Raw genomic sequence first — 26257 nt, forward strand, 5'->3', positions numbered from 1 at the left:
TGAAGTCATGAAATATAGTATAGAAAAAGTTACCACGCTGATAGGAGCGCGAAGATATGGAAACACCGAGGCTCAGGTAAGTTGGTTGCTTACTGATAGTCGTAGTCTTTGTTTCCCCGAAGAAACCTTGTTTTTTGCCCTGAAAACCCAGCGTAACGATGGTCATCGCTACATTCAGGACTTGTATAACCGTGGCGTGCGCCAGTTTGTAGTAGAGCAGGTGCCCGAGGCTTACGAAACCCTTTATCCGCAAGCCAACTTCCTGCGCGTGCCCCACACGTTGGCAGCCCTTCAGCGCCTGGCCGAGCGCCATCGCGATGAGTTTGATCTGCCCATCGTGGGCATCACCGGCTCTAATGGTAAGACCATGGTGAAGGAGTGGCTCTATCAGTTGCTGCTGCCCTCGATGCGCATCGTGCGCTCACCCCGCAGCTACAACTCTCAGATAGGCGTGCCCCTCTCGGTATGGTTGCTCAACGAGCAGACCGAGGTTGGTATCTTCGAGGCTGGTATCTCGCAGCCTGGCGAGATGATGGCCCTGCGCGATATCATCCAGCCCACCATCGGCGTGCTCACCTCGCTGGGAGCCGCCCATCAGGAGAACTTCCGCTCGATGGAAGAGAAGTGTATGGAGAAACTCGAGCTGATGCACGATACCGAGGCCATGGTGTATTGTTCAGATAATGATATCGTGAGCCGATGCATCCGTCGCATGAACTATAAAGGCGAGAAGATTTCGTGGAGCACCTGCGATCAGCAGGCCGCCTTCTATGTGAAGAGTGTCGAGAACTCGCACATTACCTATATTTGGAAGGAAGAAGAGAACTGCTTCGATATCCCATTTATCGACGAGGCCTCAATCGAGGATTGTATCACCTGTGCAGCCGTTGCCCTGCATCTGGGGCTCACCCCAGCCGACTTGGCAGAGCGCATGCCTAAGCTCGAACCCGTGGCCATGCGCCTCGAGGTAAAAGAGGGCCAGCGTGGTTGCATCCTCATCAACGACTCTTACAACTCTGATATCAACTCACTCGATATCGCCCTCGATTTCATGAATCGCCGCGAGGAGTTGAAGAAGCGTACCCTTATCCTCAGCGATATGTTCCAGTCGGGTCTTTCGCCCGAAAAACTCTACGCTCAGGTATCCGAGTTGGCTGTTAAGCGTGGCATCACCAAGTTTATCGGTATCGGACCCGAGCTCACAGCCCAGGCCGACAAGATTCAGATAGCCGACAAGCAGTTCTTTGCCGATGTAAACCACTTCCTCGGCAGCGAGGCCTTTACCGGTTTGCGCGATGAGATGATACTGCTCAAGGGTGCCCGTCCGTTCGGTTTCGATCAGATCACCGAGCAGCTCGAGCAGAAGGTGCACGAAACCATCCTCGAGGTCAACCTCAATGCCGTGGTCGAGAATCTCAACTTCTACCGTTCGTTCATGAAGCCCGAAACCAAGATGGTGTGCATGATCAAGGCCGATGCCTATGGTGCAGGCGCTGTAGAGATAGCCAAGACCCTGCAAGACCACCGTGTGGACTATCTGGCAGTGGCCGTGGCCGACGAGGGTGTCACCCTGCGTAAGGCAGGCATCACCGCCAATATCATGATTATGAACCCCGAGATGACCGCCTTCAAGACCATGTTCGACTATGATCTGGAGCCCGAGGTATATAGCTTCCGCCTGCTCGATGCCCTTATCAAGGCAGCCCGCAAGGAGGGCATCACCGGTTGGCCAGTGCATATCAAGCTCGACACTGGCATGCACCGTTTGGGCTTCGACCCCGAGCAGGATATGGATGAGCTCATCGATCGTCTCACCCATCAGCAGGCCGTCATCCCCCGTTCGGTGTTCAGCCATTTCGTAGGCTCCGACAGCGACGACTTCGACAATTTCTCAACCCTGCAATTCAAGCGTTTCGAGATGGGCAGCCAGAAGCTTCAGGCCGCCTTCTCCCACAAGATACTGCGTCATATCGACAATTCTGCCGGCATCGAGCACTTCCCCGATCGCCAGTTGGATATGTGCCGTTTGGGTCTTGGTCTCTATGGTATCGACTCACGCGACAATCGTATCCTCAACACCGTGAGCACCCTGAAGACCACCATTCTGCAGATGCGCCATGTGCCCAAGACCGATACCGTGGGCTATAGCCGTAAGGGAAAGCTTGAGCGCGACTCTGTGATAGCAGCCATTCCTATCGGTTATGCCGATGGTCTGAATCGTCATCTGGGCAATCGTCATTGCTACTGTCTGGTGAATGGTCAGAAGGCCGAGTACGTGGGCAATATCTGTATGGATGTGGCCCTGATTGATGTCACTGATATCCCTTGTAAGGAGGGCGATCAGGTAGAGATCTTCGGCGAGCACCTGCCTGTGACGGTGCTTAGCGATGTGCTCGACACCATCCCCTACGAGGTGCTCACCGGCATCAGCAACCGCGTCAAGCGCGTTTATTTCCAGGATTAAAACATCATTTTTATGGCGAATCATCGTATCACTGAGGGCTATATGCCCTTTATGGGCCATCACACCTACTATCGCATAGTGGGTGAGCCATCAGAGAAGACCCCGCTGCTGTTGCTGCATGGCGGTCCCGGCAGCACCCACAACTATTTCGAGGTGCTCGACTGCATGGCCGACACCGGTCGCCAGGTGATATCCTATGATCAGTTGGGCTGTGGCCTTTCCTATCTCGACGGGCATCCCGAGCTGTGGACCCTCGACACCTGGATCAATGAGCTGATGGCCATTCGCGACTATCTGCATCTCAACACCGTCCACCTGCTGGGCCAGTCGTGGGGAGCCATGCAGGCCATCGCCTACGCCATCGACCAGCAGCCCGAGGGCATCCAGTCGCTCATCCTCTCCTCAGGCCACGCCTCCAGTTCGCTGTGGGCCAGCGAGCAGCATCGTCTCATCCGCTATCTCTCGGCCGAAGACCAAGACGCCATCAGCCGTGCCGAGGCCACAGGCCGCTGGGATGCGCCCGACTATCAGCTGGCCAACCAGCACTATTTCGAGCGCTACGTCACCAGCACCGATGAGCATTCGCCCGAGTGCCTCACGCGGCCTAAGCGCGCCGGTGCCGAGGCCTATCTCTATGGCTGGGGCCCCAATGAGTATCAGCCCCTGGGCAGTCTGAAGGATTTTGAATATACCGACAAGCTGAGCCAGATCACCCAGCCCACGCTCATCTGCAGTGGCACCCGTGATATCTGCACCCCTGTAGTGGCAGCCTCGCTCTTCGAGCATATCCCCAACAGCCGGTGGCATCTGTTCCGCCACGCGCGCCACATGTGCTTTGTCGATGCCCACCAAGAGTATTGCCAAGTGCTCACCTCCTGGTTGCAAGAAACGGAATAAAAAAAAACAACCATCCCCACCAGTTACTATGAAACGAAACACGATTCTTGCCGTCGTTGCCGGCATTATGTTAGCCATTGGCTTTGGACCGTACTTACTGTTGCTGCTGGTTATCGCCCCCTTCGCTTACTTCATCATCAAGCGCAAGGAGCGGACGGCTGTTCCAAGGGTGACCTACGCCACGGTGGAAGAGGCAAAACAGAGATACGGAGAACCCGACGGCGTGGTGGTGCTGGATGCCTCGCGAGCCAACGAGCTCCCTGCCCTTATCCTATTCTATCCCAACCATGACATTGCGATTATCGCCGGCGAAGAGCTGAAACTCAGCAGTCTGGAGTGCGTGATGTCAAAGAACATGGCCACGCCCTACACCATAGACGAGTATGCTGTGATCATCGGTACCAACGACCCGCTTCGTCCCACTATCGAGCTCCGTGTGGGCTACGGTGCCGTACTGGCTGGCGACATTGCCGCACAGATAGACGCTTACATACAATAAAGGGAGTACATAACTGCACTCCCTGACTTGTATTTGTATATAGGATTAATTTTAATTTATAAATACTATAATCCCCGCTCAGTGATGGGCGGGGATTGGTTTGTATAGATGTATGTAATCCTGATTACATCGTAACCTCTACAATGTGCTTGCCGGGAGAGTAGGGGATGACGGTGCCATCAATCTTGGTGCCATCGAGGGTGATGGCTTTAACGCCCTTCTGGGCGCCGTTGGGATGGATGGTTATCTCGTAGTCGGCCTCGCGGAACTTGCGCTGCACTACGTAGTCGGTGGCCGTCTCAGGCAGACAGGGGTCGATGCGGATGCCATCGTAGTCGGGCTTGATGCCGAGGATGAACTCTGAGACGGTGTACCACATCCAGGCGGCGGTGCCCGTGAGCCATGAGTTCTTGCCCTCGCCGGGCTTAAAGGCATCTTTACCGGCTACCATCTGACAGTTAACGTATGGCTCTACCTTATGCAGCGTCTGATATTTCTCCTCGACATAAGAGGGGAGTATCTTGGCGTAGTGGTTCCAGGCATCGTTGCCGCGGCCTGCGATGCACTCGCCGATGATGACCCATGGATTGTTGTGGCAGAAGATGCCGGCATTCTCCTTGTAGCCCTCGGGATAGCTGGATATCTCGCCATACTCGTAGATATACTTGCTGAAGGCGGGGTTGTTGAGCACCATACCGTGCTCGCACTCCAGGTATTTCTTGCATGAGTCGAGACTCTGGGCCACCATACCTTCGTCGGCACCTATCTCGGCCATGGTGCACCAGCCCTGGCTCTCGATGAATATCTTACCCTCCTCGCACTCGTGAGAGCCTATCTTGTGACCATAGAAATCGTAGGCGCGCAGATACCACTCGCCATCCCAGCCGTGCTTCTTCACGGCTTCAACCATAGCGTCGATGGCCTGCTGCATACGCTCAGCTTCGTCGTCCTTACCGATCTTCTTACAAAGGGCGACGTAGTCTTTGGCGGTGACTACGAAGAGACCGGCTATCATCAGCGACTCGGCCTTGGTGCCCTTAGAGACATTCTCGGTGGTCTGGAAACTCTCGTTAGGATCCCACGAGAAGCAGTTGAGGTTCAGGCAGTCGTTCCAATCGGCACGGCCAATGAGTGGCAGCATGTGGGGACCAAGGTTGTTGATGACGTGGTCCATAGATATCTTGAGGTGCTCGAAGAGGGTTACCTCTGAGCCAGGCTGATTGTCGAAGGGTACCATCTCGTTGAGGATGGAGAAGTCGCCCGTTTCCTTGATATAGGCCACGGTGCCGAAGATGAGCCAGCAGGGGTCGTCATTGAATCCGCCACCGATATCATTGTTGCCACGCTTGGTGAGGGGCTGGTACTGGTGGTAGCAGCCACCATCGGGAAACTGGGTTGAGGCGATGTCGATGATGCGCTGACGGGCGCGACTGGGTATCTGATGCACAAAGCCCACCAGATCCTGATTGCTGTCGCGGAAGCCCATGCCGCGACCAATGCCGCTCTCGAAGAACGAGGCTGAGCGTGAGAAATTGAAGGTGACCATGCACTGATACTGGTTCCAGATGTTGACCATGCGATCCAGCTTGTCATTTCCCGTGCGTACCTTATATATATTAAGCAGCGCATCCCAATACTCGCACAACTCGGCGAAGGCCTTATCCACCTTCTCGGTGGTGTTGAGCTCGGCAATGAGGGCGTGGGCCTTTTCTTTGTTGATAACTTGAGGGGCTTTAAATTTCTTGTCTGGTTCATTCTCGATATAGCCCAACAGGAACACGAAATCCTTGCTCTCGCCTGGCTGCAGCGTCACCTCGATGTAGTGCGAGGCAATGGGGCTCCAGCCGTGGGCATGGCTGTTGCGGGGGCGGCCCTCTGTCACGGCCTGCGGATCGGCAAACTCGTTATAGAGACCAATGAAACTCTCACGATCGGTGTCGAAACCCTGAATGGGGCTGTTGACATGATAGAACGCATAATGGTTGCGGCGCTCGCGATATTCGGTCTTGTGATAGATGGTGCTACCCTCTATCTTCGAACTATTGTTCGAAGTTGAGATGCCGAGATTCGGCACCTCGACTTCCACCTCACCGGTAGAGAAGTTGCGCTGGAAATTTTCCATGTCGGTAGCGGCATTCCACAGGCACCACTCCTCGAACGAGAACAGCTGCAGGTGCTTCACCTCACTACTCTCATTCTTCAGGGTGAGCTTCTGCACCTCGGCCCACTTCTTCAGGGGCACAAAGAACAGCACGCTAGCCTCGACACCATTCTTGCGACCCGTGATGCGGGTGTAGCTCATGCCATGGCGGCACTCATAGAAGTCGAGTGGCGTCTTGCAGGGCTTCCAGCCTGGGTTCCAAACGGTGTCGGCATCCTTGATGTAGAAATAGCGGCCACCATTATCCATGGGAACATTGTTGTAACGATAACGGGTGATACGGCGGAACTTGGCATCCTTATAGAAGCTGTATCCACCAGCGGTATTAGAGATGAGTGAGAAGAAATCCTCATTGCCCAGGTAGTTGATCCAGGGCCAAGGTGTTTGCGGGTCGGTGATGACATACTCGCGGTGCTGGTCGTCGAAATGACCATAGCGTTTCTGTTGTTCCATGATGCGTGAGATTAAAAAATGATAGTTCCTAAAATCGAGTTGCAAAGTTACAAAATTTGCACAATCGTACAATAGTTTGAGCAGCATTGCGCAAGAATTGAGCATAAAAATACCATATATTTTGAAAAAAATTTGTAAGAAACAAAAAAACTTCGTAATTTTGCACCCAAATTCGTGAAGAATGTTTGATTTGGTCTATTAAAATGGATTTGAGTTGAATTGGAAAAATTATCGGTTTTAGCTTTTTATAGTAATTACTAATATACGTTTTTTAATACATTAATTAAATGAAAAGACTCAGTATGATGTTGGCTGGGCTGTTCCTAAGTGTGGGTATGGCACTGGCACAAACAACGGTTACTGGTACGGTTGTAAGTTATGAGGATAACGAGCCTATTATTGGCGCAACCATTCAGGTTGTAGGCAATGCTAGCATTGGTACCATTACCGATTATGATGGTAACTTCACACTCGAAGTGCCTGAGGGTATGAAAACACTGCGCATTACCTATGTGGGCATGGAACCACTGGAGGTGGCAGTAAGCACAAAAACTCTTAAGATTCAGTTGCGTAATGACGTGCACACCCTCGACGAGGTGGTGGTTGTGGCCTATGGTACACAGAAGAAGACTTCGCTTACTGGTTCAATCCAGGAGGTGAAGAGCGACGCCATCGAGATGCGCCCAACCAGTTCGGTAGCTTCGGCTCTGGAAGGCTCGGTGACTGGTGTACAGGTGAACAGCACTGTTGGTGCGCCTGGTGAGGATCCACAGATCCGCATCCGTGGTGTGGGAACCGTGAATGGTTCGATGACTCCTCTTTATATCCTTGATGGTGTGCCTTACAGTGGTAATATCAGCGACCTGAATCCTCAGGATATCGAGTCGATGTCGGTACTGAAGGACGCTGCTTCGGCTGCTCTGTATGGTAACCGTGCTTCTAACGGTGTGATTCTGATCACCACCAAGAAGGGTAAGCAGGGTAAGATGAACGTCACTCTGGATATCAAGCAGGGTATCTACACCCGTGGTATCAGCGAGTACAGTCGTCTGGGTGTACGCCAGTGGATGGAGGCTCAGTATCTGAACCTGAAGAACAACCGCATGGCTGCTGGCGACGATGCTGCTACTGCTGCCGACTATGCTAACCGCATGCTGATTTCAGATCGTTTGATGCTGAATATCTTCAACAAGGCCGACGATGCCCTGTTTGGTGCTGATGGCAAGCTGGTGAGCGATGCACAGATCAAGGGTACCTATGCCGAGGACCTCGACTGGTATGACCAGGCCATCCACAATGGCTATCGCCAGGAATACAACTTCAATGCTAATGGCGCTACCGAGAAGTCGGACTATCTGGTGTCGCTGGGTTATCTGGACGAGCAGGGTTATCTGAAGACTTCTGGTTTCGATCGTCTCTCAGCCCGTCTCTCTGCCAACATTCAGCCTGCCACATGGTTGAAGATGGGTGTGAACCTGAATGCTACCCATCAGAATTTCAAGGCTGGCTATGGCACAGGCACTGCTAATACCAACCCCTTCAACTTCTGTCGAAAAGTGTCGCCTATCTATCCCGTTCATGCTCACAATCTGATGACTGGTGAGTACTATCTCGACGGACAGGGCAACAAGATCTACGATGGTGGTTCGTATATCGATCCAGATGGTCAGGTGGTTATCACCCGTAACCAGTATCCTGAGCGCCATGTGATCTGGGAGAACCAGATCAACTCTGATAAGATTATCCGCAATACCGTCAACAGTATTGCCTACGCAAATATTATCCTGCCTTACAACTTCACTTTTATGCTGAAGGGTAACCTGAATCTGAGCAACGACTCAGAGAACAAGTATTACTCAGCTCTCATTGGTGATGGTAAGGCAAACAACGGACGTCTGCGCCGCTCCGACATCCGTCAGAAGAACTATACCTTCCAGCAGCAATTGCACTGGAGAAACGAGTATGGTGTGCACGCCTTCGACGCTCTGCTTGCTCACGAGAACTATTACCTCACTCGTAATTTCCTCTATGCAGGTAAGGATTCGGAGATTTTCTCTGATATTGCCAATCTGCTGAACTTCACCAGTATGGTAAGCCTCTATGACTATAACGACAACTATCGCTTGGAGTCGTACCTGGGTCGTGTGCGCTATGGCTACGACAGTCGTTACAACATCGAGTTCTCGTTCCGTCGCGATGGCTCTTCACGCTTCTCAAAGGATGCCCGCTGGGGTAACTTCTGGAGCACTGGTGCCAGCTGGGTAATCTCGAACGAGAAATGGATGAAGCAGTACGACTTTGTGAATTACCTGAAGCTGCGTGCCGACTATGGTGAGGTGGGTAACGATTCAGGTTCAGGCCTATATGGCTATTTGGCCCTGTATCAGCAGGATGTACATGCCGGTAAGGGTGCTTTCATCATCTCACAGCTGCCTAACGACGACCTGAAGTGGGAGACTGGACAGTCGTGGGGTGTTGCCCTCGAAGGTCGCCTGTTCAACAAGCTTAACTTCAATGTAGAGTATTTCGATCGTCGCAACAAGGACCTGATTTTCAACGTTTATAATCCCCTCTCAGCCGGTGCTACTACTGCCGAGGCTGCCGAGTCGGTGACTACCATGAATCTGGGTACTGTATCAAACCACGGTTTCGAGCTTTCGGCCGACATGGATGTGTATAAAACCAAGGACTGGAGCGTGAACGTTGGTGCCAGCATCACTTTCGAGAAGAACAAGGTGGTGAAGCTGCCTGAGCAAAACCGCGATGGTATCATCGCTGGCAATCAGAAGATTGTGGAGGGTAAGGATCGCTATCAGTTCTACACCTATACTTGGGAGGGTATCAACACCAAGAATGGCTTCTCGCTCTATAAGTTCAATGACGACGACTACTTCTTCACCGATGGTGATGTCACCTATGGTAATCCTGCCAAAACAGAGATTAAGGATGCCCAGAAGAATGCAGTGGTTGTGATCGACGGTACCCCATATACCTATCTGACTACCTACGCTAAGCGTGAGTTCCATGGTTCGGCCCTGCCTACAGCCTATGGTAGCTTCAACGTAAGCGCCAGCTACAAGGCTTTCTCACTCTTCACTCTGTTCACCTATCAGCTTGGTGGCAAGGTGATGGACAGCAACTATCAGACCCTGATGACATCACAGAGCACTCCTACAGCCCTGCATAAGGACGTGCTGAAGGGATGGACTGCCGATCAGGCTACTGCCAACGATGCGATCGATCGCCACGGTGTGCCCGTGCTGAGCGATGCACCTGCACTGGCTAGTGGTATGGAGGTCGATCTCAACTCCACCTCTTCGCGTTGGCTCACCAGCGCCAGCTATCTCATCCTGAAGAATGTCAACCTGGGCTACCAGTTGCCTAAGGAGCTGGTTCGCAAGGCTGGTGTAGAGAATGTGACGGTGACGCTTACCTGCGAAAACCTCTTCACACTGACTGCACGTAAGGGTATGAACCCACAGCAGACCTTCAGTGGTTCGCAGTCGGCAACCTTCGTTACACCTCGCATCTTCTCGGCAGGAGTGAACATCAAATTTTAAGTGATGAGAGTTTAGTGTTTAATGTTTAGAGAAAATAATATGAAAAAGTATATATATGTATGTATTGCTGCACTGGGGCTGAGTGCTTGTAGCAGCGATTATCTGGAAACTGCTCCAGAGTCGGAGATGGGTACTCCTACCGTGCTGAGCACTACCAAGAATGCCGAGATGGCACTTAACGGTATCTGCAAGGCCATGACCACGCAGTATCTCAAAACTCAGGGCTGCAATGGCGAGGGTACTATCCTGAACTGGTATGGCACATTCACTGGCAACGATGCCCAGAAGAGCAATCACAGTGGTTGGCAGAATGTGTGGAACTCAGCTTATCACCTGAGTAATACACGTACCTATGATGTTTATCCTTGGTACTATTATTATAAGTTGGTGAGCAATGCCAATGCCATCATCAATAATATCGACAATGCCGAGGGCGACGAGAGCGACAAGCACTTCCTGAAGGCGCAGGCACTCACTTTCCGTGCCTATTCGTTCTTCCGTCTGGCACAGCTCTACACCAATCGCTGGAGCGACCACCACGGTGATACCGACGGTATCGTGCTACGACTGGATGAGAGTCTGGGCGAGCATGCTCTTTCGACTCAGGCTGAGACCTATGCTCAGATCTACAAGGACCTCGACGATGCCATCGCCCTCTATCAGCAGAGCGAGCGTGTGCGCGACGATTTCTATCAGCCAGGTCTCGATGTGGCTTATGCCATTTATGCCAAGGCAGCCCTCACCCGTGAGGATTGGCAGAATGCAGCCAACTATGCCGCTCTGGCTCGTCAGGGGCACAAGCTCATGACACCTGATGAGTATCAGGATGGATTCCATACTCCCAACGATGAGTGGATCTGGGGTGTGTATGAGGACGAGCAGCAGAATATCTCGTTCTATAGTTTCTTTGCTTATATCGGTGCTAACTCGAGCACCAGTAACTGCCGCACCTATCCTGTGGCCATCAGCAAGGAGCTCATCGACCAGATTCCTGCTACCGACGTGCGCCGCTCGCTCTATCTCGTGCCTACCGAGGCTGAGTATGCCGAGTGTAATGCTGCTGGTCGTAGCACCAAGTCGCTCTACGAGCGTGCCAAGAGCGAGTATGCCGACAGACTGTATTTCGACCAGAGTGGTAAGCTTACTTCTCTGATCTATGCTTATATGCAGTTTAAGTTCCTGGTTGACTTCTATCCTGGTGGTGGTTCGTTTCCCATCATCCGTGCTGCCGAGATGCTCTACACCGAGGCTGAGGCTGATATGCACCTGGGTAAGGAGACTGAGGCACAGCAGCTGTTGTTCGACGCTGTGAAGCAGTACGATGCTGCCTATACCAAGAGCACCAAGACTGGCGACGACCTGATGACTGAGATTAAGCTCTATCGTCGTTTCGACCTCTTTGCCGAGGGTAACGACTGGTTCGACTACAAGCGTTGGGGACAGCCCATCGTTCGCAAGAACCGCGAGCAGGGTGGTAGCTTCTACAAGGGTGTGTTCGACATCACCATCCAGCCCGAGGAAACCAATGCATGGACATGGGTTATCCCTCAGAAGGAGACTGACTACAACAAGCTTGTTGACTAATGGCGCAGGCTACAGTATAAGCGGTGGTCCAGGCGGCTTGGAAATTGAATCCGCCCGTGACACCATCGATATCGAGAACCTCTCCAGCGAAATACACGCTGGGGAGGTTTTTGCTTTCCAGGGTGTTGGGATTGACGCTTGACAGATCGATGCCACCACAGGTGACAAACTCATCCTTGAAGGCCGATCGTCCGGCTATCTGGTACTGGTCGTTGCACAGCGCATTGGTCAGTCGGTTCTGCTCCTTCTGGTTCAGATTCTGCCATCGGTTCTGTGCGCGCTCGCCAAGGGTTTTGGCTACGAGGTAGTCCCACAAACGGCTGGGCAGACCAAAGGGGCGGATGGTGGCTATCTGCTTCTGCGGATGTTGGGCCATGATATCGCGCAGCTCCTGCTGGATTTCAGGCTCTTTGAGCGAAGGCCAGTTGATGGCGAGGGGCATCTGATAGTTATGGTCGTGCAACTCGCGGGCTGCATGGCTCGACAACTTCAGAATGGCTGGTCCGCTCATGCCCCAGTGGGTGATGAGCAGCGGACCAGTGCTGCGGAACTTCGTGCCGGGGATGGATGCCGTGGCATCTTCAACCACCGTACCCATCAGCGCGCGCAGGGCTTCGTCGGCAATGCTGAATGTGAACAGCGAGGGAACGGGAGGGATGATGGATGATGTAAGAAGGCTGAAGGCTGAGGGCATGCCACCGGTGGTGATCACCTTGAAGTCGTAATCCTTGAGCTCTTCGAGACTTTCTATCTTGCTGCTGGTGTGCACCTCGACGCCATGGCGCCGGGCTTCTGCCAGAAACATATTGATGATGGTGTGCGAATCCTGCGACAGGGGGAACACACAATGGTCGTCTTGTGTCGTCAGTCGCACACCATGATTCTCAAACCACGCGTAGGCATCGCGATAGTCGAAGGTTTTGAAAAGGCGTTTCAGCAACCGGTGCCCGCGCGGATACACCTGTTGCAAATCGGTCACAGCCTCGAACGAGTTGGTACAGTTACATCTGCCACCACCCGACACTTCAACCTTGGCCAATACCTTTTTCGATTTCTCGAATATCGTCACCTCCATCTGCGGGCACATCTCCTTCAGGTTTATCGCCAGAAAGAACCCCGCTGCTCCTCCGCCTACTATCGCAGTTTTCATTTTTACATTCTTACATTTTTACATTTTCTCATTTCTCAATGAGAATACGTGCATCCACAGCTACCACGTCGTTCTCGTCGGCCAGTAGCGGATTGATGTCAATCTCCTTAATCTCTATCGCAAAGCGCAGTAGGGTAGAGAGGCGCACGATAATCTCGGCAAACTTCTGCTCGTTGATGCCCTTCTGCCCGCGCGTACCTTTTAATATCTTATAGCCTCGCAGCGAGTGAATCATCGAGTAGGCTTCGTCATAGCTCAGTGGAGCCAAACCACTCGACACATCTTTCAATACCTCAACAAAGATACCACCCAGGCCACAAAGGGTGACATGGCCGAATCGGTTCTCGTATTTGGCGCCGATAAAGAGTTCGGTGCCCTTCATCATCTTCTGAACCATCACGCCTGTGGCATCCTTAATCTTCATCATGCGATCGAACTCGAGTGCCAGGTGCTCAGGTGTGCGGATGTTGAGTGCCACACCGCCCACATCGCTCTTGTGGATAGGACCTACCACCTTGGCCACCACAGGATAGCCTACGTTCTCGGCAAAGGCTATCAACTCATCTTTCGATGTGCTCACTTTCTCTGGTACCAAGGGGATGCCAGCACACGACAGGATGTCGCGCACGGTTTGGGGTGACACATATCCATTATCTGTTACGCCACTGATAATCTTTAAAAGCTTGGGCAGGTCGATACCATAGAGTTGTATCTCGGTAGGAGCTGGCTTGGGGGTGCGCATGATCTGACTCAGTGCTGTGGCCAGTGTCACCTCGTCGCTGAAGTTGACATGGCCGCGCTTCAGAAACTCCTCAACCTCAGGGCCTGCTGTGTGCAGACTGGGCAGGATGGGGAAGATAGGCTTTTTGCAGTCCTTGATTTTCTTGTCGAGCACATCGTAGGCCTCGTAGAGATGGGTGAGACCGGGGGTGCCATAGATCACGGCGATGGCATCGATATTGTCAAACTTATTTTCACAATAATCAATCACGGTGCCCAACTGCTCGGCAGTGCCTGTGGCCAGGAAGTCGATAGGATTGGCTACCGATGAGCCGGGGTAGAGCTTACTCTTCAGCTCCTCGGCCTCAGGTCCCTCAATCTTGGGTACGTTCAGACCACCTTTCGACAGGGCATCAGTCAGCATCACGCCAGGGCCACCTGCATGGGTGACAATCGCAAAGTTCTTGCCCTTCAGTTCGGGCAGTGTGAAGATGCAACCCACGGTGGTGAGCTCCTCGCGCGAGAAGCAGCGCACGATGCCTGCCTTGCGGAACAGAGCCTCGACAGCCGAGTCGCTAGAGGCAATAGCGCCCGTATGGCTCGATGCCGCTCTGCTACCATTCTCGCTGGAACCAGCCTTGATGGCTGCGATGCGACAACCCTTGCGAATCAGGTTGCTGGCATGAAAAAGCAGCTTGTCGGGGTTGGCGATATTCTCAATATAAAGCAGTTTCACTTTCGAATCGGTTTCGGGATCGAAGCGCTCGTCCATATACTGCAGCACATCCTCGATACCTATCTGTTTGCCATTGCCAATGCTCCACACACTGTTGAACTGCAGACCTTTGATCACAGCACTCTCAAGAATGAACACAGCTGTGGCTCCCGAGCCCGAAACAAAGTCCACACCCTGTGGGTTCAGGTTGGGGATGGGCAGGGTGAACACGCTATGGTGATGGCGATTCAGCAGTCCGATGCAGTTAGGACCTATGAGGGCAGCCCCGAACTTCTTGCACGTGTCAAGGATGCGCTGCTCCAGTTCGGCACCCGCCTGTGTCTCCTCGCCAAATCCGGCAGAGATAATCACAAAGGCGCGTACACCCTTCTCGGCGCAAAGATAGTCCACATAGTCGGGACAGAACTTGGCAGCCACTACCAGCACAGCCAAGTCCGTGTTGGGGATTTCTTTTACGTCATGATAGGCTTTGATTCCCTGCACTTCGTCCTCCTTGGGGTTTACGATGTGCAGCGGACCATCGAAACCACCATTCTTAATATTTCGTACAATAGCACCACCGGGCTTATGCACGTTGTTAGAGCCGCCAATCACGACGATGCTCTTCGGATTTAATAATTGTTGGTTAATCATGGGGACAAAGATAGTGCAAATTGAGCGAAATACCAAAGGAAAACTCGTTTTTCTTTGTATTTCCGAAATGCAGCCTATCTAAGACCGTAGGTCAAAGATACGAATAAGTGAGTAAAAATCCAAATTTAATTTGGAATTTATCGAAAAATGACTATCTTCGCAGCAGAATATATAAGAAAAAGATTAATTTGGAAAAAATGACTGCTCAGGAAATCATAAACTATATGGAGTCGTTGCGTAATGAAGAGCAGCGAAGAGTGCTCATGGGATTCTTTAAAACAGGACCTGGCGAGTATGGCGAGGGTGACGAATTTCTTGGATTGAAAGTGCCACAGACGAGAGAAATTGTAAAGACTGTGGCAAAAGAGTTCTCTTTGAGCGAAATACCAGAACTACTGATGTCGAAATGGCATGAAGTAAGGCTCTGTGGACTATTGATTCTGGTGGACAAGTTTGAGCGCCAGAGCACGAAGCGCCTGATGAATGATGCTGAGGCGATGAAAAAACGGGATGAGATTTTGACGATGTATCTGCAGTATGCTGAAAAGGCGAATAACTGGGATCTGGTGGACCTGTCTGTGCATAAGATATTAGGAACGTGGGTGATGCTGCCATCAAATTTGGGTGACAAGAATTATAAGATAAAGGTGCTCGACAACCTGGCACGGAGTGAGTGCCTGTGGAAACAGAGAATGAGTATGGTGTTCACATGGAAAACTTCGCAGATGGGTGACCCATCGTGGTGCTTGCGGTATGCCGAGATACACCTGCACCATCCGCATGACCTGATGCACAAAGCTGTGGGGTGGATGCTCAGAGAGATGGGCAAGCAAGTGAGCATGGATTTGCTTCGCGATTTTTTGCGGCAACATGCCAGCGAGATGCCTCGTACGATGCTTCGCTATGCCATTGAAAAGATGAGCGACGCAGAACGTAAGGAGTGGATGGCTGTAGATGCCCGCATACAGAAAATATAATAATTCATAATTTCCAAAGGAAATCGAAAATAAATAGTTACCTTTGCATGGTTAAACCATTTATAGTGGACTTTATGAGAAAATTACTTGTGATAACTTTAGCTCTACTCATGCCGATGATTGTCTTCGCACAATCATACGAAGCACTCTGGAAAAGGGTGACGGAGGCTGAGCAGAAGGATCTGCCCAAGACGCAATACGAGGTGCTGCAGATGATTGTGAACAAGGCAGATAAGGAGCACCAATACGGACAGTTGCTGAAGGCCGAACTGATGGCAGCCCAAGTTATGGCAGAAATTGCCCCCGACTCGCTAAAGCCCGATATGGACCGCATTGTGGCACGCTATCAGAAGGCTACCGATAAGGTGCAGCGATTGGTTTACCAAACGGTGCTTTGGCAGATTGATAACGAGAACTATAGCATTGATTTAGGCATCAAGAAGCCCCAGCTTACCCCCGAACTTTGCAAGCTGTTGGCTAACACCAAGGAACGTTCGTATCAGCCTTTTGTGGTGATGGGAAGCGATGCTTCGGTGTTTGGCAACGATATGCTGAGTGTGATAGGTGCCGAGTTGGGTGAGTATAAGACTCTACGCGAGTATTATAATAAGGTTGGCAATCAGAAAGCTGTAAGTGCTCTTGATGCTCAACTGGCGGTAGAAGAGTTCCATAACTTATCGTATAGTACTTCCTTATCGGATAGTCCATCTACGGCAGAGAAGATTGCCTATATCGACGACGCAATAGCAAAGTGGGGCAAGTGGCCTATCATCAACGAACTGCGCAACGAGAAGACACTACTGACCAATCCACAGATGCGATTGAAATACCGACTGCAGGTGGCACGCCCCATGCAGGCACAGAAGGTGGAACTTAAGGAATTGCGTAATCTGTCGCAACTCACTATGAAGGTATATCCCGTAAGATGTGAAGGCGATATCGAGGATACACCATCAAGCGAGAAGGGTTGGACCAAGATTAAACCACTGCTTGGAAAGCCTGTAATCAATAAGACGATAAAGTTTGATGCCCGTCCTGATTACGAGGAGTTTGACGATTCGCTGACACTGGACGGACTGCCAGTGGGCATGTACCTGGTGGAGTTTAAGAGCAATCCCGCTACCGAGGTGATTCGCACGCTGTATCATGTCACCAACGTCTTTACGATTGCCGAGGCCCAGCCCGATGGCAAAATACGTTACGAGGTGGTGAATGCTACGACTGGTCAGCCTATCGCCGATGCCCATCTGCGTATCAAGGAACGTCCATATTCGGTATTTGCCTATACCGATACCGACAAGGCGGGTGCAGTGCTGTATGGTAATGGTCGTTACGAATTCTACGGGGCTGATCGTACGGTGAATCAGACCGCTATTTTTACCGATCGCAGCATCTATCGCCCAGGTCAGACGGTACACGCTTCGGCATTAGTGTATCAGGTGGAGAAGGGCATTGAGCAAACGGTTCGTGCCCATCAGCCCTTGAAATTTGTGCTGCGCGATGCCAACTATAAGGTGGTGGCCGAGAAGCAGACGGAGAGCGATGCCTATGGTGTGGGTGCAGTAGATTTTACCCTACCTGCCAAGGGACTTACGGGCTTGTTTACCATCCAGGTGGAGAATAGCTCGCAGAGCATTCGTGTTGAGGAATACAAGCGTCCCACGTTCCATGTGGACTTTGCAGAATATCAGGATGCCTATAAGGCTGGCGATGTGCTCGACATCAAAGGTACAGCACTCAGCTATGCGGGTGTGCCTGTTCAGGATGCCAAGGTAGCGTATAAGGTATTGCGTCGTACTGCCCTTTGGTGGTGGTCGTACAATCGCTATTACGACGAGGGTGCTCTGGGCTACAGCAATCACGGTACCGAGATTTGTTCGGGCGAAGCTACCACCGATGCCGATGGTAACTTTGTGATAAAAATGCCACTGGAGATGCCCGAAACCAAGTACACCATGTTCTACAACTTTGTATTGCAGACAGATGTAACTGATATGGCTGGCGAAACGCACCAGGGACAGTTCACGTTGCCTTTGGGCAATCGTCCAACCGCACTCAGTATCGATCTCGACGAAAAAATGCTGGTTGAAGATAACCCCAAAGCCACATTCCATCTGCGCAATGCCGCAGGTAAGGATATCGATGCCGAAGTACGTTATCGTATTGACGGTGGCGAGTGGCAGATGGCTAGAACAAATCAGCAGATAGCATTGGCTAAGTTGGCTTCTGGTAAGCATCGTGTAGAGGCTGCGTATGAGGATCAGACCATCGATCGAACCTTCGTGGTATTCTCGCTCGATGATGAGAAACCTGCTACTGATACAGATGATTGGTTCTACCAGTCGGCCACCCAGTTCCCTAACGATGGCACGCCTGTTACCATCCAGGTGGGTAGCTCGGATCAGAATGTGCATATCTTCTATAGTATCTTCTCGGGCTTTAAGCTGATAGAGCAGGGGAGTGTGGATAAGAGTAACGAGCTGATAAATCGCAAGTTTACCTATCAGGATGAGTACGAAAACGGCTTGCTGCTTACCTTTGCTTGGGTAAAGAACGGCAAGTGTTACACCCATACCGCCCAGATTCAGCGCCCCATGCCTGATAAGAAGCTCACCTTAGAGTGGGCAACCTTCCGCGATCGTCTGACACCAGGACAGAAGGAAGAGTGGACACTGACCATCAAGGACGCCAAAGGCAACCCAGTAGATGCTAACCTGATGGCTACACTCTACGATCAGAGTCTGGATCAGCTGACTAAGCATCAGTGGAATTTCCGTCCTTATCAGTGGATAGCAATGCCTTCAGTAAACTGGAGGTTTGTTGCGCCTCGCATCTTTAGCCGATTTGCCTCGCTTGATTGTGAGGACTTTAGCTATGATGGGATAGGCTTCAGCTTGTTTGATCACAATATTTATCCTGGCGTTTATCGCGTGTTCAGTCTTCTCGGTTCAAGAATGAAGTTGACCCGTTCGGCGGGGCTTGAACCAGAGTACGAATTGGTGATGGAGGCCGCTCCTGCTATGGCTGCTAACAAGATGGAAGTGCTCGATGTGGTGGAAGATGGTGAAATATTGAAATCAAAGGAGACTATCGACACTTCGAGCGCTGGTAGTGTTGATGCAGATGAAAGTCAAACAGAAGATGTTCAAGTTCGAGAAAATCTGAACGAAACCGCTTTCTTCTATCCCCAACTTACTACCGATGCCAATGGTCGCGTGGCTATCAAGTTTACTTTGCCAGAGAGTTTGACTACCTGGCAGATGTTAGGCTTTGCGCACACACGTGATTTGCATTATGGTAACATTGCGGGTGAGGCTGTGGCTAAGAAGGATGTGATGATACAGCCTAACGTGCCTCGCTTTATCCGCGAGGGCGATAAGGCCACCATCTCTGCCCGTATCTTTAGCGAGAAACAGGCACAAGGCAAGGTAACCCTGCAGCTCATCAATGCCGAGACTAACGCCATCGTCTACGAAAAGTTGCAGCAAGTATCGCTCGCCGCAGGTTCTACAACCCCCGTCGAGTTTGAATGGTCAATGGTCCATGGGCCGCTCGGCTTTGCCGCTTGGCACGTCCAAGAATGTTCAATGTTGATTGTCAAAATGACGATCAGCGGAAAAGGCTTCAGCGATGGTGAGCAGCACTATCTGCCAGTACTCCCAGCTACCGAGCGAGTTACTGTTTCGATGCCTATCACTCAGCACCAGCCTGGTACTGCTACCATCGATTTGAACAAGTTGGTTCCTGCTGATGCCAAGAATACCAAACTTACACTCGAATATACCAACAATCCTGTTTGGCTCATGGTGCAGGCTCTGCCAGCAGTAGGCTCGCCCAGCGACGATAACGCCATCTCACTGGCCGCCTCGTTCTATGCCAACGGACTGGGACGATATATCATCAATCAGAATCCACAAATCAAGAACGTGTTCGAACTCTGGAAGCAGGAGACTAACGAGGCCTCGCTCACCTCTCAACTGGAAAAGAATGAGGATTTGAAGAATCTTGTTCTGAACGAAACTCCTTGGGTGCTGGATGCCGACAACGAGACTGAACAGAAGCATCGCTTGGTTGACTTCTTCGACGAGAACCTGATGAATAACCGTCTCTCTACCACCATCGAGAAATTGCAGAAACTGCAGAACGCTGAGGGTGCGTGGACCTGGTTCCCGGGCATGCCAAGCTCGTTCTATACCACTGTAGCTGTAAGCGAAATGCTGGTACGCCTGAATGCCCTCACTGAAAAGCAGAGTGCTACCAGCACCATGCTGAATAAGGCCTTTGGCTATATGGGCAACGAGATAAAAGACCTGGTAAAGGAACTGAAGAAAGCCGAGAAGAAGGGCGAGGTTTACTTCCCAAGTTATAAGGCCCTGCAGTGGTTGTATCTGCTAACCCTTGATGGTCGCCAGTTGCCAGCCGATGTTCAGCAGGCCAACAGCTATCTCATCGAGCTACTTAAAAAAGATATCAAGCGTCAGAGCATTTACGATAAGGCCCTTGCAGCAGTCATCTTTGCCAAGGTTGATGCCAAGCGTGCTCAGGAATATGCCCAGTCGCTCAAGGAGTACACCGTTTACCGCGAGGATATGGGACGCTACTACGATACGCCACGTGCAGGTTACTCTTGGTTTGATTATAAGATTCCAACCCAGAGTATCGCCATCGAGGCCCTGCAGCAGTTAACACCTAATGATGTGCAGACTATCGATGAGATGCAACGCTGGTTGCTGCAGCAAAAGCGCACACAGGCTTGGGATACACCTATCAACAGTGTGAATGCGGTATATGCCTTCCTCAAGGGGCAGGAGTGCCGCTTGGTTCAGAGCTCAAGCATGCCCGTTATCCGTATCGATGCGCGCACCGTTGTGCTGCCTAATGCTACATCAGCCATCGGCTATGCTAAGACCGAATTGTCAAAGGGTAAGCAACTCACCATCCGCAAAACCACCGATGGCACCTCGTGGGGCGCCGTTTATGCCCAGTTCTTCCAGCAGACAAAGAATATCGCTGAGAATGGTAGCGGATTGACAATCAAGCGCGAGATGCTGAATAAGGATTTGAAGGTTGGCGATCGCCTGAAAGTTCGCCTCACCATTACTGCCGATCGCGATTACGATTTTGTGCAGGTGGTTGATAAGCGTGCGGCTTGTATGGAGCCTGTTAAGCCGTTGAGTGGTTATCATGCGGGTGCTTATATCACCCCTCGCGATAACGCCACATGCTACTTCTTCGGCATGCTGTCGAAGGGTACCCATGTGATCGAAACCGAGTATTATATTGATCGAGCCGGAACCTACGAAACAGGTACCGCCACCGTAGAGTGTGCCTATGCACCCGAGTTCCGCGCCGTTACTCACTCGGAAAAATTAAAGATTAAACATTAAATATTATAATATTGATGAAGAAATTAACAGTAATACTACTCTCAATTCTCGCTTCTCAGCTTTCGCCTCTCCAGGTGAATGCACAGCGACTCACTGTAAAAACTACCACTGTAGATGTAGGAGCTACAGGGTATGAACAACCTGTTACAGCTACTTTCGAGATGCGTAATAAAGGTTTGCGCCGATTGGTTATCCAGAGTGTAAAAGCCGATTGTGGTTGCACGCAGGTGGAATATCCTAAAGAGGTGGGCATAGGCGAACGATTCACCATCAAGATGACTTTTGATGCCCGGCAGTTAGGTCATTTCCAGAAGATGTGCCTGGTGAAGACTAATGGCACCAAGAAACCTTTCTACCTGACGATGAAAGGTGTGGTGAAGTCTGATATGCACGACTACTCAGGCGAATATCCCATCGCAATGGGCGACCTGCTGATGGATAAAGACGGACTTGAGTTTGACGATGTAAACAAGGGCGATGTGCCTGTGCAGGAGATACACATCTTTAATAATGGTAGTAAGGCCATGCGCCCCAACCTCATGCATCTGCCTCCTTATCTGCAGGCTATCACCAGTCCCGACCATCTCTTGCCAGGACGCTCAGCTACTATCACCGTGAAGTTGCTCTCTGAGAAATTGCGCGACTATGGTCTGACTAAGACCACGCTCTACATGGCTCATAACCCAGGTGACAAGGTAAAACAGGAACATGCTATTGAGGTGGCTACGGTACTGCTGCCCGATATGAAACAGTTTGAGAAGGATAATAAGGATTTGGCGCCTAAGTTGCAGATGTCAACTGCTGATGTGGATTTCACCGACTTTGCTGGCAAAGCCAAGAAATCTACTACTGTTGACTTGCAGAATACTGGTTCGTCAGCACTCAAGATTACCTCTCTGCAGCTCTTTACTGCTGGCTTGAAGGTGACACTCTCCAAGAGTGAGATTGCACCAGGACAGACAGCTCATCTGAAGATTACAGGAACGGCCGAGGAACTGAAGAAACTCCGTACGCGTCCTCGTATCCTGATGATTACCAATGATCCCGACCACGCAAAAGTCGTAGTCAACATCAAGTTAAAGTAATCATACCTCTCACTTCTCAGTTAAAAAAACATGGAACATCCCGAAAATAGCTCAGAATTTGCAGGCTTGCAGGTGAACAGTGGGGTAGAGCAGCCCTCTATCATCAATCCCTACCTGAAGCGCAATCGTTTCCGCAGGCGTGAACTCTCTGTGGGCGAGATGGTGGAAGGTATTCTCAAGGGCGACGTCACTATCCTCTCGCAGGCTGTCACACTCATTGAGAGCGTGAACCCCGACCATCAGGCGCGTGCACAGGAAGTTATCAACAAGTGCCTGCCCTACAGTGGGCATAGTATCCGTATCGGCATTAGTGGTGTGCCGGGGGCTGGTAAGAGCACCTCTATCGACGAGTTTGGTATGCATGTGCTCAAGGAGAAAGGTGGAAAACTGGCTGTACTAGCCATCGACCCTAGTAGCGAGCGCACTAAAGGCTCTATCCTGGGTGATAAGACGCGCATGGAGAAGCTTTCGCAGCATCCGTCATCGTTCATACGCCCTAGTCCATCGGCTGGTTCATTGGGTGGTGTGGCGCGCAAGACGCGTGAGACTATCATCCTCTGTGAGGCTGCAGGATTCGATAAGATCTTTGTCGAGACTGTGGGCGTTGGTCAGAGCGAAACGGCCTGCCATTCGATGGTAGATTTCTTCCTGCTCATCCAGGTGGCAGGAACGGGCGACGAGTTGCAGGGTATCAAGCGTGGCATCATGGAGATCAGTGATGGCATCGTTATCAACAAGTGTGATGGCGACAATGTGGATCGCTGTCAGATGGCAGCAACCAATTTCCGTAATGCCCTGCACTTCTTCCCGATGCCCGAGAGTGGATGGAGCCCAAAAGTGCTGTGCTATAGCGGATTCTATGGTACAGGTGTCAAGGAGATATTTGACATGATATACGAGTATGTGGACTTTGTGAAGGCCAATGGCTATTTCGACTATCGACGCAATGAGCAGTCGAAATATTGGATGTATGAAAGTATCAACGAGCATCTGCGCTTAAACTTCTACAATAATCCGCAAATCAAAGCACAACTTAGTGCTGCCGAGCAAACCGTCTTGGCCGGTCAAAAAACCTCTTTCGTGGCTGCCCAAGACCTGCTCGATGACTATTTTAATAGTCTAAAAAAATAATCTTCAATGTTCAATCTTCAATCATCAATGATACAAATAGAAATAGACGAGGGTAGTGGTTTCTGCTTCGGAGTTACCACTGCTATTAAAAAAGCCGAAGAAGAGCTCGCTAAGGGCGAAAAACTCTATTGCCTCGGCGATATCGTGCACAATGGTATGGAATGTGAGCGCCTGCGTGAGATGGGACTCATCACTATCAATCATGAGGAAATGCGACAACTGCACAATGCCAAGGTGCTGCTGCGTGCACATGGTGAGCCACCTGAGACTTATGAGTTGGCGCGTCAGAATAACATCGAGATTATCGATGCCACATGTCCTGTGGTGCTCAAACTGCAGAAGCGCATCAAAGAGCAGTATGATGAGAATAATGATGCACAAATCGTTATCTTTGGTAAGAAAGGTCATGCAGAAGTGCTCGGACTGGTGGGACAGACACACTCTAATGCCATCGTCATCGAGAGTAGCGACGAAGTTACAAAACTTGATTTTACCCGCGATATCTATCTCTACTCACAGACCACCAAGTCGCTCGACGAGTTCCGACGCATCATCGATTATATCCAGACGCATATTTCACCTGATGCCACTTTCCAGAGTTTCGACACCATCTGTCGTTCGGTAGCTAATCGCATGCCTAATATTTCGCAGTTTGCTGCCAAGCACGATCTTATCCTCTTTGTGTGCGGACGTAAGAGTTCTAACGGAAAAGTGCTCTACAACGAGTGCCTGCGTGTGAATCCCAATTCGCACCTGGTGGAAGACCCTCAGGAGATAGAGCCTCATTGGCTTGAAGGTATTCAGAGTGTGGGCATCTGTGGTGCTACCAGTACGCCTCGCTGGCTGATGGAGCAGTGTCGGGATGCCATCTTAAACATGCAATAATGATTCGTATAAAGGTTTCTGACGAGATAGCTTCCGTGTGCCCTGCATTTGTGGGGGCATGCGTTGAGGCGTCTGTGGTGAATAGTACTTATAGTGAGCGCCTCTGGCACACCATCCATGAGGTGGAGCAGCGCCTGCGTAGCGAACTTACTACCGATAGCGTGAAGTCGCTGCCATCTATCGCTGCCACCCGTACGGTCTATAAGCTTTGTGGCAAGGATCCTTCGCGTTATCGTCCTGCCTCCGAGCAGCTCATCCGACGTATGCTGCAGGGCAAAGAGCTTTATCAGATTGATACGCTGGTTGATCTGGTCAATCTAGCTTCTATCGTCTATGGTTACAGCATTGGCGGATTTGATGCCGACAAGTTTGTGGGCGATGAACTGGTGCTGGGCGTAGGTCGTGAAGGTGAACCTTATGAAGGCATTGGGCGTGGTCCGTTGAACATCGCCGGTCTGCCTGTGTATCGTGATGCCGAGGGTGGGGTAGGTACGCCTACCAGCGACCATGAGCGTACCAAGATGACACTCTCAACCACCCACCTCGTGGTGCTTATTAATGGATATGATGGTGATGAGCAGCGTGTGCTGGCCAACGCTCAGTATATCCAGCAGCTGCTCATCGACTATGCCCAAAGCGATGGTGGCACCGTTACGCTTTATCGCAGAGCGTAGCTACACTTGTTATGATAGAACTTCTGGAAGTCGCTCCACTTGTAGTAGGGATAGTTGTCCGTAGGTACAGGTAGGGTGGCTTCTCGACCATTCATAAGGCATTTCACCAAGATGTCGTCAGTAGCTTTCTTGCTGCGATAGAAAATCAACTGAATATTTGAAGCCTTGCAGGTCTCCCAATTCTGGTAGCAGTTCTTTACCTCGTTGGGATCTTCAGGGTCGAGGTCGGCACCGTTGATACCCATCAGCACGGTGAGCGGACCGATGCAGGTGTCATGTCCGAAACGCAGGTCGGCCACACGATCGCTGCTGCCATCAATGGCTGCTGAGGCTTTCTTCAAGATGTCCTGAAGGATGGGAATCATCTGATATTGTGGACCGAATACCCACGAATAGCTACCTAGATTGTCGCGCTCCCATTCGGCTGCTATCTCTTCGTCGGTGATGATGCCATCCATCATGCCCTCATGACCAATGCTGGGAAGCGAGGTGTAGAGATTGATGAGATTGCTGCCGATGTGATGAGGTCTGCCTGGCAGACTGTCGGTTCTCACAAACACACGCTTAAGAATGTTGTCGCGTAGTACCGATGGGGCACCCTTAAACTGACTGCGATTCTTTTCGTAGCGAGGCTTCAAGTCTTTGGGGTAGTTGTGTTTTACGGGGTTTTGTCCGTCGGTAGGCACAACACCATCAAGCGTAAAACGCGACGACTGCTCACGAATCTCGAGCTTGGGGTTGCACTGCACCAGCTCTTGGCAGAATCCTGCCATGCTGATGACGCAGCGACCAACTAGCGACGAGATGGCCAGCACGTTGCCACCATGTTCGAAAACCTCAGGGAAGTTGTTGTACATGATACGGGCGATGCCTTGATGCTGCTGCCAGCCTAGGTCGGTGAGCTCGCTCACACCCGTCTGCAATTCTGCCTTGGCTGCCATAAACTTCTGGCGGAATTTTTCGCCAACAGGCGTGAGCAGATGACGCTCATGAGCCAAGGTGAGCAGCGTGTCGAGTTCCTTATAGAGCGAACTGCTCCAGTAATAGCGTGAGCCATGTCGCCCATAGTGGCTGATGTAGAAAGGCTTATAGCCACGTGGCGCCTTGGTGAGCTGGGGTGTTTCGAGCAGATACGGATAATCCGTACCATACGCCCTACGAGGGTCGGTCTTCAGTGCATCGAGAGCCGATACACATTGTGCCCCTGCCATAGCAGACAGGAGCACAAAGCATAGAGTTAAAAGCGATTTTTTCATTGTCA

Annotated in this window: 15 protein-coding genes; 11 read left to right on the forward strand and 4 right to left on the reverse strand. The window is 51.1% G+C overall.

The window, feature by feature from the left end; all coding sequences use genetic code 11:
• Nucleotides 1-7 precede the first annotated feature (7 nt).
• Genes T360_RS0110475 through T360_RS0110485 form a run of 3 tightly spaced genes read left to right on the forward strand, consistent with a single transcriptional unit; the run spans nucleotide 8 to nucleotide 3860 of the window.
• Nucleotides 8-2464, forward strand: coding sequence for a bifunctional UDP-N-acetylmuramoyl-tripeptide:D-alanyl-D-alanine ligase/alanine racemase (locus T360_RS0110475; RefSeq protein ID WP_028912747.1), 2457 nt, complete (start codon nucleotides 8-10; stop codon nucleotides 2462-2464).
• Between the two features lie 12 nt (nucleotides 2465-2476).
• Entirely contained in the window at nucleotides 2477-3361 is an 885-nt protein-coding gene (gene pepI / locus T360_RS0110480) for a proline iminopeptidase (RefSeq protein ID WP_028912748.1), read from the forward strand.
• A gap of 28 nt (nucleotides 3362-3389) precedes the next feature.
• On the forward strand, nucleotides 3390-3860 hold the full coding sequence (locus T360_RS0110485) for a hypothetical protein (protein ID WP_139209046.1): 471 nt from the start codon (nucleotides 3390-3392) through the stop codon (nucleotides 3858-3860).
• A 124-nt stretch (nucleotides 3861-3984) separates the two neighbouring features.
• Here T360_RS0110485 and T360_RS0110490 read toward each other — a convergent pair whose 3' ends face one another.
• On the reverse strand, nucleotides 3985-6474 hold the full coding sequence (locus T360_RS0110490) for a GH36-type glycosyl hydrolase domain-containing protein (RefSeq protein ID WP_028912750.1): 2490 nt from the start codon (nucleotides 6472-6474) through the stop codon (nucleotides 3985-3987).
• A gap of 287 nt (nucleotides 6475-6761) precedes the next feature.
• On the opposite strand from T360_RS0110490, the gene T360_RS0110495 reads away from it, so the two are divergent.
• Both T360_RS0110495 and T360_RS0110500 read left to right on the forward strand, forming a co-directional pair.
• Nucleotides 6762-10034 carry a SusC/RagA family TonB-linked outer membrane protein gene (locus tag T360_RS0110495; RefSeq protein ID WP_028912751.1) on the forward strand — a complete coding sequence of 1091 codons (3273 nt, stop codon included), beginning with the start codon at nucleotides 6762-6764 and terminating at the stop codon, nucleotides 10032-10034.
• A gap of 39 nt (nucleotides 10035-10073) precedes the next feature.
• On the forward strand, nucleotides 10074-11618 hold the full coding sequence (locus tag T360_RS0110500) for a RagB/SusD family nutrient uptake outer membrane protein (RefSeq protein ID WP_028912752.1): 1545 nt from the start codon (nucleotides 10074-10076) through the stop codon (nucleotides 11616-11618).
• Here T360_RS0110500 and T360_RS0110505 read toward each other — a convergent pair.
• Both T360_RS0110505 and T360_RS0110510 read right to left on the reverse strand, forming a co-directional pair.
• A complete protein-coding gene (locus T360_RS0110505; RefSeq protein WP_028912753.1) occupies nucleotides 11575-12768 on the reverse strand; it encodes an NAD(P)/FAD-dependent oxidoreductase in 1194 nt (397 codons plus the stop codon). The two genes, T360_RS0110500 and T360_RS0110505, sit on opposite strands and share 44 nt — an antisense overlap.
• Before the next feature lie 28 nt (nucleotides 12769-12796).
• Nucleotides 12797-14857 (reverse strand): acetate--CoA ligase family protein, encoded by a 2061-nt coding sequence (locus T360_RS0110510; protein ID WP_028912754.1) that lies wholly within the window; start codon nucleotides 14855-14857, stop codon nucleotides 12797-12799.
• 197 nt (nucleotides 14858-15054) lie between these two features.
• Here T360_RS0110510 and T360_RS0110515 point away from each other — a divergent pair, with 197 nt between their 5' ends.
• The 6 genes from T360_RS0110515 (at nucleotide 15055) to T360_RS0110540 (ending at nucleotide 24996) form a co-directional block, all read left to right on the forward strand.
• Nucleotides 15055-15834 carry a DNA alkylation repair protein gene (locus T360_RS0110515; protein ID WP_028912755.1) on the forward strand — a complete coding sequence of 260 codons (780 nt, stop codon included), beginning with the start codon at nucleotides 15055-15057 and terminating at the stop codon, nucleotides 15832-15834.
• A 74-nt stretch (nucleotides 15835-15908) separates the two neighbouring features.
• Nucleotides 15909-21221, forward strand: a complete 5313-nt coding sequence (locus tag T360_RS0110520) for an alpha-2-macroglobulin family protein (RefSeq protein ID WP_028912756.1) — start codon at nucleotides 15909-15911, stop codon at nucleotides 21219-21221.
• Nucleotides 21222-21235: 14 nt separating this feature from the next.
• Nucleotides 21236-22306, forward strand: a complete 1071-nt coding sequence (locus tag T360_RS0110525; protein WP_028912757.1) for a DUF1573 domain-containing protein — start codon at nucleotides 21236-21238, stop codon at nucleotides 22304-22306.
• A 30-nt stretch (nucleotides 22307-22336) separates the two neighbouring features.
• The gene (meaB, locus tag T360_RS0110530) at nucleotides 22337-23437 is read left to right on the forward strand and encodes a methylmalonyl Co-A mutase-associated GTPase MeaB (protein ID WP_028912758.1); all 1101 of its coding nucleotides are present in this window, start codon (nucleotides 22337-22339) and stop codon (nucleotides 23435-23437) included.
• A gap of 27 nt (nucleotides 23438-23464) precedes the next feature.
• The gene (locus T360_RS0110535; RefSeq protein WP_028912759.1) at nucleotides 23465-24322 is read left to right on the forward strand and encodes a 4-hydroxy-3-methylbut-2-enyl diphosphate reductase; all 858 of its coding nucleotides are present in this window, start codon (nucleotides 23465-23467) and stop codon (nucleotides 24320-24322) included.
• 2 nt (nucleotides 24323-24324) lie between these two features.
• Nucleotides 24325-24996: a B3/4 domain-containing protein gene (locus T360_RS0110540; protein WP_028912760.1), complete on the forward strand. Its 672-nt coding sequence runs from the start codon at nucleotides 24325-24327 to the stop codon at nucleotides 24994-24996.
• On the opposite strand, the gene T360_RS0110545 is transcribed toward T360_RS0110540, so the two are convergent.
• Nucleotides 24981-26252 carry a hypothetical protein gene (locus T360_RS0110545; protein ID WP_155949508.1) on the reverse strand — a complete coding sequence of 424 codons (1272 nt, stop codon included), beginning with the start codon at nucleotides 26250-26252 and terminating at the stop codon, nucleotides 24981-24983. The genes T360_RS0110540 and T360_RS0110545 overlap by 16 nt on opposite strands.
• Nucleotides 26253-26257 lie beyond the last annotated feature (5 nt).

It is taken from the genome of Prevotella sp. MA2016, from assembly GCF_000619825.1.
Lineage (GTDB): Bacteria > Bacteroidota > Bacteroidia > Bacteroidales > Bacteroidaceae > Prevotella.

Bases quoted from the DNA above. Each gene is read 5' to 3' on its own strand.
- pepI (WP_028912748.1), top strand. From the start codon at position 2,477: ATGGCGAATCATCGTATCACTGAGGGCTATATGCCCTTTATGGGCCAT.
- T360_RS0110510 (WP_028912754.1), bottom strand. From the start codon at position 14,857: ATGATTAACCAACAATTATTAAATCCGAAGAGCATCGTCGTGATTGGC.
- T360_RS0110485 (WP_139209046.1), top strand. From the start codon at position 3,390: ATGAAACGAAACACGATTCTTGCCGTCGTTGCCGGCATTATGTTAGCC.
- T360_RS0110515 (WP_028912755.1), top strand. From the start codon at position 15,055: ATGACTGCTCAGGAAATCATAAACTATATGGAGTCGTTGCGTAATGAA.
- meaB (WP_028912758.1), top strand. From the start codon at position 22,337: ATGGAACATCCCGAAAATAGCTCAGAATTTGCAGGCTTGCAGGTGAAC.
- T360_RS0110495 (WP_028912751.1), top strand. From the start codon at position 6,762: ATGAAAAGACTCAGTATGATGTTGGCTGGGCTGTTCCTAAGTGTGGGT.
- T360_RS0110500 (WP_028912752.1), top strand. From the start codon at position 10,074: ATGAAAAAGTATATATATGTATGTATTGCTGCACTGGGGCTGAGTGCT.
- T360_RS0110490 (WP_028912750.1), bottom strand. From the start codon at position 6,474: ATGGAACAACAGAAACGCTATGGTCATTTCGACGACCAGCACCGCGAG.
- T360_RS0110535 (WP_028912759.1), top strand. From the start codon at position 23,465: ATGATACAAATAGAAATAGACGAGGGTAGTGGTTTCTGCTTCGGAGTT.
- T360_RS0110545 (WP_155949508.1), bottom strand. From the start codon at position 26,252: ATGAAAAAATCGCTTTTAACTCTATGCTTTGTGCTCCTGTCTGCTATG.
- T360_RS0110520 (WP_028912756.1), top strand. From the start codon at position 15,909: ATGAGAAAATTACTTGTGATAACTTTAGCTCTACTCATGCCGATGATT.
- T360_RS0110525 (WP_028912757.1), top strand. From the start codon at position 21,236: ATGAAGAAATTAACAGTAATACTACTCTCAATTCTCGCTTCTCAGCTT.
- T360_RS0110505 (WP_028912753.1), bottom strand. From the start codon at position 12,768: ATGAAAACTGCGATAGTAGGCGGAGGAGCAGCGGGGTTCTTTCTGGCG.
- T360_RS0110475 (WP_028912747.1), top strand. From the start codon at position 8: ATGAAATATAGTATAGAAAAAGTTACCACGCTGATAGGAGCGCGAAGA.